The sequence below is a fragment of the Microbispora catharanthi genome (assembly GCF_006334915.2).
GTDB lineage: Bacteria > Actinomycetota > Actinomycetes > Streptosporangiales > Streptosporangiaceae > Microbispora > Microbispora catharanthi.
Window position 1 is genome coordinate 137946 of the sequence record NZ_VDMA02000004.1, and the last position, 12618, is coordinate 150563.

10 protein-coding genes are annotated in these 12618 nt (G+C 71.4%); 3 read left to right on the forward strand and 7 right to left on the reverse strand.

Annotated elements, in window-relative coordinates:
- Positions 1-32: 32 nt before the first annotated feature.
- A complete protein-coding gene (locus FH610_RS08985) occupies positions 33-2114 on the reverse strand; it encodes a glycoside hydrolase family 6 protein (RefSeq protein ID WP_139573826.1) in 2082 nt (693 codons plus the stop codon).
- Positions 2115-2251: 137 nt separating this feature from the next.
- Between FH610_RS08985 and FH610_RS08990 the strand changes: the two genes are divergently transcribed.
- Positions 2252-2728, forward strand: coding sequence for a hypothetical protein (locus FH610_RS08990; protein ID WP_139573827.1), 477 nt, complete (start codon positions 2252-2254; stop codon positions 2726-2728).
- A gap of 75 nt (positions 2729-2803) precedes the next feature.
- Positions 2804-3868 carry a histidinol-phosphate transaminase gene (gene hisC / locus FH610_RS08995; RefSeq protein ID WP_139573828.1) on the forward strand — a complete coding sequence of 355 codons (1065 nt, stop codon included), beginning with the start codon at positions 2804-2806 and terminating at the stop codon, positions 3866-3868.
- A 280-nt stretch (positions 3869-4148) separates the two neighbouring features.
- Here hisC and FH610_RS09000 read toward each other — a convergent pair whose 3' ends face one another.
- The 5 genes from FH610_RS09000 to purD all read right to left on the reverse strand — a co-directional run bounded on the left by FH610_RS09000 (position 4149) and on the right by purD (position 10270).
- Positions 4149-5111 (reverse strand): EamA family transporter, encoded by a 963-nt coding sequence (locus tag FH610_RS09000; RefSeq protein WP_139573829.1) that lies wholly within the window; start codon positions 5109-5111, stop codon positions 4149-4151.
- A gap of 36 nt (positions 5112-5147) precedes the next feature.
- Complete coding sequence (locus tag FH610_RS09005; RefSeq protein ID WP_161627967.1) at positions 5148-6392, reverse strand: transcriptional regulator; 1245 nt, start codon at positions 6390-6392, stop codon at positions 5148-5150.
- Between the two features lie 262 nt (positions 6393-6654).
- Positions 6655-7932: a UDP-N-acetylglucosamine 1-carboxyvinyltransferase gene (gene murA, locus FH610_RS09010; RefSeq protein WP_139573830.1), complete on the reverse strand. Its 1278-nt coding sequence runs from the start codon at positions 7930-7932 to the stop codon at positions 6655-6657.
- Between the two features lie 173 nt (positions 7933-8105).
- Positions 8106-8954, reverse strand: a complete 849-nt coding sequence (locus tag FH610_RS09015) for a phosphoribosylaminoimidazolesuccinocarboxamide synthase (protein WP_139573831.1) — start codon at positions 8952-8954, stop codon at positions 8106-8108.
- Between the two features lie 74 nt (positions 8955-9028).
- Entirely contained in the window at positions 9029-10270 is a 1242-nt protein-coding gene (gene purD, locus FH610_RS09020; RefSeq protein WP_139573832.1) for a phosphoribosylamine--glycine ligase, read from the reverse strand.
- A 460-nt stretch (positions 10271-10730) separates the two neighbouring features.
- Here purD and FH610_RS09025 point away from each other — a divergent pair, with 460 nt between their 5' ends.
- Entirely contained in the window at positions 10731-11849 is a 1119-nt protein-coding gene (locus tag FH610_RS09025; RefSeq protein ID WP_139573833.1) for a magnesium and cobalt transport protein CorA, read from the forward strand.
- 55 nt (positions 11850-11904) lie between these two features.
- Here FH610_RS09025 and wrbA read toward each other — a convergent pair whose 3' ends face one another.
- The gene (gene wrbA, locus FH610_RS09030; protein WP_205825639.1) at positions 11905-12513 is read right to left on the reverse strand and encodes an NAD(P)H:quinone oxidoreductase; all 609 of its coding nucleotides are present in this window, start codon (positions 12511-12513) and stop codon (positions 11905-11907) included.
- Positions 12514-12618 lie beyond the last annotated feature (105 nt).

Sequence of the window (12618 nt, forward strand, 5' to 3'; positions counted from 1 at the left end):
GAACTGCCCGCACGCCGGGACTGAACCGCTCATCAGAGGGGCGGAACGGCGTCCTTGGCCCGCTGGAGGGCGAGCTCGGGCCACCACGTGCCGCCGTAGGGCGGGACGACGCCGTACACCGGGTCAGTGGAGCCGCCCTCGCCGCGGTCGCACCGGTCGTCGGACATGCCGGCCGGCCGCACCCACAGGTACGCGTCCACGAGCGCGCTGCCGGTGCGGGTGGTCGGCCGTACGCCGGCGCCGCGTCCCGGCGGGTTGCACCAGTCCTGGGGGTCCTTGTACCTGCCCTCGGGCGGGGTCCACCCGCCCTTGCCGTTCCTGCTCGTGTCGATCACGAAGTGGGGGAGCCCGGCCGTCCCCGCGTCCGTGCCGACGTCGGCGCAGGCACGGCCGCGGCCCTGCGACTTGGTCTTCACGCAGGCGGCGAGGCGGGTGCCGTACGCGACGAGCTGGCCGGTCTTCTGGAATCCGGAGACGTTGAGGTAGAAGCCGTCCGCGTCGGTGATCCCGGCGTCGACCAGCCGAGTCGCGGCGACCTCCGGCGTCGGCCAGCCGTCGAGGCTGCCGTCGAGGTAGACGGCGGTGTTCGGCAGCGCGCCGAGCCGTTTGGCCGCCGCGGCGAGCATGCGCAGCCTGGCGCGCTGGTCGGCGGCGTCGCCCAGCGAGCAGTCCGGCGAGCCCGGCAACTCCGCGAGGCTGTTCGGCTCCAGCACGAACACCGCCTTGCGGTCGCCCACGGCCGACGCGAGCGCGTCGATCCAGGCGAGGTAGTCGGCCGAGTCCGCCGCGCCGCCGTCCTCGTTGCACGCGCGCAGCGGGATGTGGTCGGTGACGAAGACCGCGACCGCGTCCTGCCGCGCCGCGGCCTCCAGCGCGGCGCTCGCCGCACGGGCGGCCTCGACCGCGCTCGTCTGGCCGAGCCACACGGCCCTGGGCACCGCGGCCAGCTTCCGCATCATCGCGGCGTCCCCGGCCCGCCCCGCCGCCTGCCAGACGTCCGCCTGGTGGGCCTCGTCGCCGGTCGGGCTCGCATAGAGCCGTGCGGCCTGCCCGCGCAGCGGGTTGCCGCCGGAGGCGCTCGCGGTGGTGCGCGCCGGCGGTTTCCCGGACGGCTCGGGGTCGCCGGACGACGCCACCTGGACGGCGACGACCACGCCCGCCGTGACCACGATGGCGGTGGCGGCGGCGGCGATCCCCACGCCCAGGCGCGACCGGCGGCCCGCCCCGCCCGACACGGCCGTGGGCGCTCCTCGCACGCTCGGAGGCGCGGGCTCGGGCTCGGGCGCGGGCTCGATGGGCTCGTGGCCGGTCAGCATCTCGACCAGTCCCCGCGCGGTGGGACGCCGGGCCGGGTCCTTCGCCAGCGCCAGGTCGACGATCGACCGCAGCCGGGGGTCGAGGCCCGAGATGTGCGGGGGCTCGTGCAGCACCCGATAGAGGATGCTCGGGATCGACCCGCCGCTGAACGGCGCCCGGCCCGAGGCGGTGTACGCCACCAGCGCGCCCCAGGCGAAGATGTCGGACGCCGGGGTCAGCCGGTCGCCCTTCGCCTGCTCGGGCGACATGAAGGACGGCGTTCCCGCGACGATGCCGCTGATGTCCGCGGTGGTGTCGGTGACCTGGGCGATGCCGAAATCGATGACCTTGGGACCGACCGGCGACAGCAGCACGTTCGACGGCTTGAGGTCGCGGTGGATCACCCCCGCGCTGTGGATCGCCTGCAGGGCCACGGCCACGTTGACCGCCACCGCCTCCAGGCTCGACCCCGACAGCGGCCCGCGCTCCCGCACGACCTCCTGCAGGGTGGGCCCCGGGACGTACTCGGTGGCGAGGTAGGCGACGTCGCCGTCCAGCCCCGCGCCGAGGACGGCGGCGGTGCAGAAGCGGGCGACCCGCTGCGCGGCGGCGACCTCGCGCTGGAACCTGCGCCGGAAGTCGGGGTCGGCCGCCCACTGCGGGTGGATCACCTTGACCGCCGCGTCGCGGCCGTCGGCGTCCCGGCCGAGGTAGACCGTGCCCATGCCGCCCTGGCCGAGCCTGCCGACGATGCGGAACGGTCCGATCCGCCGGGGATCGCCGTCCCGCGGTCCGTCGCCCTCCGCACCGCTCGTCATGCTCTCCCCGCTCGCCGGTTACCGCGCGATCCTAACCACGCGATCCCCGGCCCACCAGGGAGGTACAGCGGACGTCAAGGGCCTTGAAAGCGCCCCGGGACAAACTGCCCGCAACGACAGAGGAAAGGACCCCAGCCATGGCCCTCACCCGCTCCCTGGCCGGCATCACGCTCGCGGCCGGCATCCTGGCCCTCGCCCCGCTCGCCACCGCGACGGCCGCGCAGGCCGCCACCCCCAAGCCCTGGGGTCCCTACTACGCCACCGGATCGAAGGCCAAGGTGAGCGGCTCACTGACCGCCGCGGCCAAGGACGACCCGAGCCTGCCCGCGCCGTATGTCAAGGTCGCCGGCAGCGTCACCAGCCTGACCCACAAGGCGTCCACCTGCGGTTGGGCCCTGTTCCGCGTCAGCTACTTCGACGCCGCCAACAAGCCGCACCTGGCCTACCGCAACTACCGCACCTGCTCGTACGGCGCGAAGAAGACGTTCGCCTTCACCGTCAAGAACGTCGGCGAGGTCGAGCTCAAGACCTGCTCGGAGGCCAAGGCCGCCAAGCCGTCCCTCAACTGCCAGTACGCCGGCACCTGGAAGACGCTCTACGCCTACTACAAGTAGGGACGGGGCCGGGGGGTCATCCGCAGGGGGTGTGCGGGGTGCCGCCCGACCAGGCGGATCTCCTATCGTTAGGACATGTCTCGATTCCGCTCGATCCTCGACACCATGCCGGCCTACAAGCCGGGCAAGGCCGTGGTCTCCCCGGACGGCCGGTCCTACAAGCTGTCCTCCAACGAGAGCCCCTTCGGACCTCTGCCGTCGGTGGTGGAGGCGATCGCGCGGGCGGCCACGGAGGTCCACCGCTATCCCGATCCCGGCGCGGTCCGGCTCACCGAGACGCTCGCGGAGCGGTTCGGCGTGCCGTACGACCACGTCGCGCTGGGCGCCGGCTCGGTGGCGGTCGCCCAGCAGATCCTGGAGGCGGTCGGCGAGCCCGGCGCCGACGTGGTGTACGCCTGGCGCTCGTTCGAGGCATACCCGCTGCTGGTCGGCCTCTCGGGTGCCAACGCGGTCGAGGTGCCGCTGCGCGACGAGACGCACGACCTCGACGCCATGGCCGAGGCCATCACGCCGGAGACGCGCCTGGTCTTCGTGTGCAACCCCAACAACCCGACCGGCACGGTGAACCGGGCCGACGAGCTCACGCGGTTCCTCGACCGCGTGCCCGAGAACGTCACCGTCGTCCTCGACGAGGCCTACCGGGAGTACGTCAGGGACGCGGACGTGCCGGACGGCCTCACGCTCTACCGCGAGCGCCCCAACGTCGCCGTCCTGCGCACGTTCTCCAAGGCGTACGGCCTGGCGGGGCTGCGGGTCGGCTACCTGATCGGGCACGAGCCGGTGGCCGCCGCGGTCCGCAAGACGCTGCTGCCCTTCGCGGTCAACCACCTCGCCCAGGCCGCCGCGATCGCCTCCCTGCGGGCCGAGGACGAGTTGCAGGAGCGGGTCGAGACCGTGATCAAGGAGCGCAGCCGCGTCAGGGAGGCGCTGCTGTCGCAGGGCTGGACGGTCCCGCCCACCGAGGCCAACTTCGTCTGGCTGCGCCTCGGCGAGCGCACGATGGAGTTCGCGGGGACGTGCGCGGCCGCGGGCGTCGCCGTGCGCCCGTTCGACGGGGAGGGGGCCAGGATCTCCATCGGCGACCGCGAGGCCAACGACGTCTTCCTCACCGCCGCCGAGGCGTTCCGGCGGGCTTCCTAGCGCGCCGGATACCGCTGGACGAGCTCGTCCGCGATCCGCCCCATGCAGTCGAGGCCGGCTCCGTCCGTGACCCGGACCTGGGCCGCCGCACTTTCGCGATCGCGGACGAGCCCGAGCGGGATGTGCTCGGTGCCGATGTAATCAAGGCCGCGCCGCTCCTCGCATTTCCCCTGCGAATATCGCGGGATAATCGGCAGATCGCAGCGAAATCAAGTGCCTGATTCGGTCACGGCCTCGAATTGCCGGTTTCGCTCGCGCGCTTCATCGAACCGGCTCGATTTCACGGTTCGGAGGTCGGCCGGGACGCCGTGACGCGCCCTGGGACCGCGGCGGTCTCCTCTCCCGACGGTGTCGCGGTCCGGCCACGGCGTTCGGTGGAGACCACCAGCGCGACCCCCACCACGATCAGGGCTCCCGCCACGAGCATGGCCGCGGTGACCGGTTCCGACAGGACCGCCATCCCGAGGATCACCGCCACCACCGGGTTCACGTACGCGTAGGTGGACACGAGCGAGATCGGGGCATGGCCGAGCAGCCAGATGTAGGAGGTGAAGCCCACCAGGGAGCCCACCAGCACCAGGTAGGCCAGGGCCGCCCACGACTGCCAGCTCACCGCGCCGAGGTGCAGCCGCTCGCCCTGCACGAGGCCCATGACCAGCAGCGCGCTGCCGCCCACCGCCATCTCGACCGTGCTGGCCACGAAGGGGTTGGCCGGCATCGGGATCCGCGGGGAGATGAACGATCCCACCGACCACGACAGCGAGCCCAGCAGCACCACGGTGACGCCCGCCCCGCTGCCGGACGCGCCGCCGCCGCGGAGCGAGAGGAAGGCGACTCCGGCGAAGCCCACCAGCACGCCGGCCAGCGTCAGCACGTGCGGCCGGTCCCTGAAGACCGTCCTGAGCACGATCAGCCACAGCGGGGTCGAGGCGACGAGCAGCGCGGCCAGGCCGCTGGAGATGTGCTGCTCGGCCACGGCGACCATGCCGTTGCCTCCGGCGAGGAGCAGGAGCCCGACCAGCGCGGCGCCCCCGAACTCCCTCCACCGCATGCGGAAGGGCACGGCCCTGACGAGCAGGACCGTGCCGAGAACCAGCGCCGCCGCGACGAAACGGAGCCCACCACTCGTCATCGGCGGGAGGGTCTGGATGGCGATCGCGATGCCGAGGTACGTCGAGCCCCACACCACGTACACGGCCGCCAGCGCCAACCACACCCGTGCGTCATGACCGTTTCGTTCCATGGGTCATGACAATAGACCGTCGCTTCTGAACGCTGATTACCGGTTCAGCTTCTCCACGATCAGCCGGTAGAGCTGTCGCGGCCGGCCCGGCTGGGGGGTGCGGTTGGGCGGAAGCGGCCACGCGAGTCCCTCGTCAACCAGCGTGCGCAGCAACCGCCTGGCCGTGCGCGGGGTCACCCCGAGCATGCGCCCGGCGCCCTCCGCGTCCACGACCGTGTCCCCGCCCTCCAGCTTGGCGGCCAGGCGCGCCAGCACCTCGACCCCCTTGGGCTTAACCGGTCCGCCCGGCTGGGGCGGCATCCGGGGCGGCGGCACCAGCGCGCGGCCCTCCCGGTCCACCGCGAAGCCCTGCGGCTGCTTGCCGCCCTGGGTGCGGGCGAGCGCGCCCCTCGCGTGCGTCTCGGCCTCGTGCGTGGTGCGGCCCATCCCCACACCCACCTCGACGGCCAGGCCCAGTTCCTCGCGGATCCGCGCGGCGAACGGCAGCACCCGGAACCCGTCCGTGGCCGTCGCGATCGAGCCCTTCGTCGCCACCACGAGGTAGCTGTGGTCGTCGATCGGCCACACGCTCGCGTTGATCCGGTTGGCCTCCTGCACCAGCAGGCGGTGCAGCGACAGCCGGAGCTCGTCGCGCCAGTAGCGCGGCGCGGCCCGCCTCACCGGCTCGCGCAGCGTCGGCACCTCGACCAGCACGACCGTGAGCTGCGACTCCTCCAGCCGGTGGCGGGCGCCGAGCAACGACGCCGTGTGCAGTGCCGTACGGACGGCCGCTGAGGTCGGCCTGATCGGCACCACCGGCACCCCGGCGGCGGTCAGCCGGTCGGCCACGCCCTGGACGCATGTGAGCGCGCCCGTCGTGGCCCCTTGTCGGAACAGCCGTTCGTGAAAGGCCGTGATCGTTCCGACCGGGCCCGGCTCGTCACGGCTGTGCACCTCGCCCGAGGAGAGGTTGAGGTCCATGTACGCCTCGTCGATGTCCGGCCGGCCGAGCACATCGAGGCTCACCCGGCGGGGATCGACCCGCTCGTCCAGCGCGGCCCGCGCGATCGCCGCCACGAGCGCGGCCCCGCCGAGCTGCACGTGCGTGGCGGGCATCGTCAGCACGCCGGCCCGGCGGGCGAGCTCGAAAGGCACCGGACTCGCGAACAGGCACGCGTCCACACCCGGACCGAGCCGGGTCACCTTGTCCGCCGCCTCCTGTTCGTCCCGGTACGCGGCGGCGACCAGCCGGCAGGGCACCGGGGCAGCCGAGTGCCCCATGAGCATCACCCGCTCGACCAGATCGTGCGACCCCACCACACCGATGGTGAGGTCGGGTGTCACCGTGCCCAGACGTGACCCGCGCGGAGTGTCTTCCGTGCGCTCGACCAATGTTCGTCCCATCCCACGTCGCCCTCGTTGTTGTGGCTTCTCTTTGGAACGATCGCTGGTTAAGGCCGTAATGTCACGCCCAGATTTGCCGGAATACCATTCTGGGTGGTCTCGGCTGTTCCGTAAATCGGAAGATCCCCGCTGGTCAGGGCATTAGTAAAGGTTTCCGGACTCAGCCCTCGTCCGAAGTGGAAATTTCACGCACCACATCTGCGCCGAGTGCCTGCATACGCTGCGCGAGCGCGGCGTGACCGCGGTCGATGAGATATCCGGACCCGATCGTGGTCTCGCCTTCCGCCGCGAGACCGGCGAGCACGAGCGCGATTCCCGATCGCAGATCGTGCGCCGTCACCTCGGTGCCGTGCAGCGGTGTCGGACCGTGCACGACCGCACGGCTACCCTCGACCTCGACGTTCGCCCCCATCTTGTTCAGCTCGCCCGCGAGCGCGAAGCGGCCGTCGAAGATGCGCTCGTGGATGTAGCTGGAGCCCTCCGCGAGGCAGGCCACGGTCATCAGCGGCGACTGCAGGTCGGTCGCGAAGCCGGGGTAGGTGTCGGTGATGACGTTGATCGGGCGCAGCGGGCGGTTGCGGCGGACCTGGAGCACCGCGCCGTGGTTCTCGAACTCGACGCCCATCTGCTCCAGTTTCCACCGGACCACGCCGAGGTGCTCGAGAGAGGCGCCGACCAGGCTGACCTCGCCTCCGGTGATCGCCGCGGCCATCGCGAAAACGCCCGCGTCGAGCCGGTCGGGCATGACCGTGTGCTCCACCGCGGTCAGCTCGTCCACGCCCTCGACCGTAATGAAGCCCGTGCCGCCGCCGCGGATGCGCGCGCCCATCCGGGTCAGCATGGTGATGACGTCGAGCACCTCGGGTTCGAGGGCCGCGTTCTCGATGACGGTGGTGCCCCGCGCCAGCGAGGCGGCCATGATCAGGTTCTCGGTGCCGGTGTGCGACGGGGTGTCGAGGTACAGCGGGGCGCCGATCAGGCCGCCGGCCTTGATGTGGATGACGGCCTCGCCCTCGTCCACCATCGCGCCCAGGCGCTTGTAGCCCAGGTAGTGGAAGTCGAGGTTGCGGCTGCCGAGGTTGCACCCCCCGATGCCCTCGATGATCGCCTCGCCGAGGCGGTGGAGCAGCGCGGGGACGAACAGCACCGATCCCCGGAACCGGCGGGCGATCTCCGCGGGCAGGACCGGGCTGGTCAGGCGGGAGGCGTCGATGACGAGCGTCCGCTCGCTCTCGTGGAACTCCACCTTCGCGCCCACGGCCTGGGCGAGCTCGACCGCCCGGCGCACGTCCTCGATGACGGGCACGTTGCGGAGCACCGTGCGGCCCTCGGCAGCGAGCAGCGCCGCCCCGATCATGGGCAGTACGGCGTTCTTCGCGCCCTGGATGAAGGCGGTTCCACGCAGTACGTTGCCCCCGCGCACGCGGTAACTGACCATGAATTGCTCCTATTTCGGGGGAAGGGTGGGGGACTCCCGTCAGCCGGCAGCCGGGTCGTCGGCGAGGACGATCGGCCTAGAGTAGCCGCTGTTCCAGGAGTTTCGGGGAGGAACTACCCCCAGAACGCGTGGGGGAACGGGTCACTTGAGACTACTTGTGTGACCTGTGTGATTCAGCCGCGGAAGCGCTCGCCGGTCAGCCGCTCGTACGCCTCGACATAGCGGCTTCGGGTGCGCTCGACGATCTCGTCGGGCAGCGGCGGGGGCGCCTCGCCCGACGACCTGTCCCAGCCCGACTCGGGGGACAGCAGCCAGTCCCTGACGAACTGCTTGTCGAACGACGGCTGGGAGCGGCCCGGCTCCCACTGGTCAAGCGGCCAGAAGCGGGAGGAGTCGGGCGTCAGCACCTCGTCGCCCAGGGTCAGCACGCCGTCGGCGTCCCAGCCCAGCTCGATCTTCGTGTCGGCCAGGATGATGCCACGTTCCAAAGCGATCTCGGCCCCGCGGCTGTAGACGTCGAGGGTGATCCGGCGCAGCCGCTCGGCCACGTCCTCACCCACCTCCGCCGCGACCTCCTCGTACGTCATGGGCTCGTCGTGCTCGCCCATGGGGGCCTTGGACGACGGCGTGAAGATCGGCTCGGGCAGCCGGGACCCGTCGGTGAGCCCTTCCGGGAGCCGCACGCCGGAGACGACGCCCTCCCTGCGGTAGTCCACCAGTCCGGAGCCGGTGAGGTAGCCGCGGGCCACGCACTCCACCGGCACCATCCGCAGCCTGCGGCACAGCACTCCACGGCCGGCGAACTCCGCCGGGACGTCGGACGAGACCACGTGGTTGGGAACCACGTCCTTGAGCTGCTCGAACCACCACAGCGACAGCCGGGTGAGGATCTCCCCCTTGTCGGGGATGCCGGGTTCGAGCACGTAGTCGAAGGCCGAGATGCGGTCGGACGCGACCATCAGCAGCAGCCCGTCGGGGGTCTCGTAGAGGTCGCGTACCTTGCCGGAGTGCAGGTGCTTCACCGTTCCATCTTCCCAGCTCTCCCGCGCGCCCTGAGCAAGGGGAGCGCAGGGGGAGAGCCGGGCGTCAGGAGGCGTCAGGCCGACGCGGCGGTCAGGGCGATGTCGGATCGGTGGTGGGAGCCGCGCATCGTGATCCGCTCCAGCGCCTCGTAGGCCCGAGCCCTGGCCTGGGCGACGTCGGCGCCCGTGCCGACCACGTTGAGCACCCGCCCGCCGTTCGACACGAGCCTGTTGTTCCCGTCGAGGGCCGTGCCCGCGTGCAGCACGTACGCGCCCTCGACCGTCACCGGAAGCCCCGCGATCGGGTCGCCCTTCACCGGGTCGGCCGGGTAGTTCTCCGCGGCGACCACCACGGTCACGGCGGCGCCGTCGCGCCACCGCAGCGGCGGGTGCCCGGCGAGCGCGCCGGTCGCGCACGCGAGCAGCAGTTCTCCCAGAGGGGTCTCCAGCCGGTCGAGCACGACCTGGGTCTCCGGGTCGCCGAACCGCGCGTTGAACTCGATCACCCGGGGGCCGTCCGCGGTCAGCGCCAGCCCGGCGTACAGCACTCCCGTGTACGGCGTGCCGCGCCGCGCCATCTCGGTCACGGTCGGGCGCACGATCTCGGCCATCACCTGCTCGGACAGGCCCTCCGGCGCCCACGGCAGCGGGGTGTAGGCCCCCATGCCGCCGGTGTTGGGGCCCTTGTCGCCGTCGTAGGCCCTCTTGAAGTCCTGAGCAGGCTGCAGCGCCACGGCGCTCGTCCCGTCGCACAGCGCGAACAGCGACACCTCGGGGCCGTCGAGGTACTCCTCGATGACGACCCGCTCGCACGCCCTGGCGTGCTCCAGGGCCTCCTCGCGGCTGTCGGTCACGACCACGCCCTTGCCGGCGGCCAGGCCGTCGTCCTTCACGACGTACGGCGCCCCGAACGCGTCGAGCGCCGCCGCGGCCTCCTCCTCGGTGGTGCAGGTGTACGCGCGCGCGGTCGGCACCCCGGCGGCGGTCATCACGTCCTTCGCGAACGCCTTGGACCCCTCGACCTGCGCCGCCTCCGCCGACGGGCCGAAGCAGGCGATCCCGGCGGCCCTGACGGCGTCGGCGACGCCGGCGACCAGCGGCGCCTCCGGGCCGATCACGACGAGGTCGGCGCCCAGCCGCTCGGCGAGCGCGGTCACGGCCGCCCCGTCGGTCGGCGTGACCTGGTGCAAGGTGGCCACTTCGGCGATGCCGGCGTTGCCGGGGGCGCAGTGGACCTCTACGACGGCGGGGTCGAGCCGCAGGGCCCGGCACAGAGCGTGCTCGCGACCCCCGGAACCGATGACAAGTACGCGCACCCGACCATTGTCGCAGCGGTCGGCCGCCTCCCGTTCTCAGGCGTGGGCGAGCGCCCGGGTGGAGGCGTTCCTATCCATCCGTACGCCGGTGTGTATTTCGCCGGCTGACGACGCGGAGCATGCCGGCTTGCCCTGTTCAGGTGGGGGATACACATCGATGGCTAGTTTGTGCGGGTTGTTTTTGGCAAGAAGTGCATGATCGGTGGGACTTGACGCCGCTACCCTGGAACAGGTGTCCAACCACCGTGTGGTAGGTTAGACAGGCTTCGCGCTGTCTCGTGGCGATTGGAGGTGGTCTGGGATGAATTCTGGTGATCCCGTCAGTACGTGCTCGCGCACGTACGTCGTGCGCATTCCCGACCACTCCGAAACTGAAGCCCGAGGGGCAGCTCACGCCTTTATGAAGGGGTGACATCACGTCGCGCGTAGAGCGTGCCGGCTCGGGCGGGAAGGGACCGCCATGCGCTCCTCTCTGCTCTTTCCCCGCATCAACAGGCACACCCGGGTCATGTCCACGCACCTCAGCGCCGCGTCGATGAACGCGGAGACGGTCGTCCGCTGCGTGCCGCCGAGCAACTCCCTCGTCGAGTTCGGCGCGTACGTCGGCGGCAAGAAGGTCGACGCCGCCGGCATTCCCGAGGCCGTGCGCCTGGTCCGCGAGCACAACGAGGCCAACGAGGTGCCCGACGCGTACGTCTGGGTCGGTCTGCACGAGCCCGCCGCGCCCGAGGTCGAGTGGCTCGCCGACGTGTTCGGCCTGCACCCGCTCGCCGTCGAGGACGCCATCAAGGCCCACCAGCGGCCCAAGGTCGAGCGGTACGGCGACTCGCTGTTCGTGGTGCTCAAGACCGTCGCGTTCCTCGACCACGAGGTGTCGACGGCGAGCAGCGAGATCATCGGCACCGGCGAGATCATGGCGTTCGTCGGGCCCGACTTCGTCGTGACCGTACGGCACGGGCGGCACTGTCCGCTCGGCGACGTCCGCGAGAAGCTGGAGTCGAAGCCGAAGCTGATCGGCCGCGGCCCCACGGGCGTCCTGCACGCCATCGCCGACCACGTCGTGGACAAGTACCTGCAGGTCGCCGACCTCATGCAGGCCGAGCTCGAAGAGGTCGAGGCGGCCGTCTTCGCCGAGGTCAGCTCCCGCGACATCAACAGGATCTACCAGCTCAAGCGCGAGATGCTGGAGCTCAAGCGCGCCGTCGGACCGCTCCAGACCCCCTTCAACGCCCTTCCCCAGCGGCGCAGCATCCCCTCCGAGATGCGTGAGTACTTCCGCGACGTCGGCGACCACCTGTCCCGCGTGTGTGAGCAGGTCCAGGCGTCCAACGAGCTGTCCGACTCGATCCTCCAGGCCGCCCTGGCGCGCTCCAACGCCCTCGCCAACGAGGACATGCGCAAGATCTCCTCCTGGGTGGCGATCATCTCGGTCCCCACGATGATCGCCGGCATCTACGGCATGAACTTCGAGCACATGCCCGAGATCAAGTCCGTGTACGGCTACCCCATCGTGATCGGTGTGATGGTCGTCGCCTGCACGCTTCTGCACCGCGCCTTCCGCCGCAACGGCTGGCTCTGACCGCCCTCCCCCCGGGACGCCGCCGCACGCGCGTCCCGGCGGGCGTGGTGCCGGATCAGGCGGCGCGGCCGGCCTTCAGCAAGGCCGCGGTGTCGACGACGCGGCGGGCCTGGTGACGGGCCGCCTGCAAGGACACCTCGCCGGGTGAGCCGTCGCCGGCCACGTGCGAGGTGCCGTAGGGATTGCCTGACCGGAACTGGACGGGATCGGTGTAGCCGGGGGGCACGATGATGCCGCCCCAGTGGTAGAAGGTGTTCCCCAGCGCCAGGAGGGTGGACTCCTGTCCGCCGTGGGCGGTGTTGGAGGCGGTGAAGGCCGAGTACACCTTGTCCGCGAGCTTGCCCTGGAACCAGAGGGGGCCGGTGGTGTCGATGAACGCCCTGAGCTGACCGGCCGGGTTGCCGAAGCGGGTGGGGGCGCCGAACAGCACGGCGTCGGCCCAGACCAGGTCGTCGAGGCCGGCCTCGGGGACGTCGGCGGTGTCCTGGAGGTGCGCGACCCACTCCGGCCTGGTGTTGACGACTTCCGCTGGGGCCGTTTCCGCGACCTTGCGCAGCCGCACGTGTGCGCCGGCCTTCTCCGCGCCCTCGGCGGCGGCCTGCGCCAAGGCGTGCACGGTGCCCGTGGCACTGTAGTAGACGATCGCGACGTTCACCGGTTCCATGATCGGCTTCCTTCCTCAGGGGTGGTCTCAGCGGTACGACGACCCACCCCCTTGGAATGTGAGGCGACGCCGCGACCTCCCGGCACCGAGACCCCTCCCAGTACC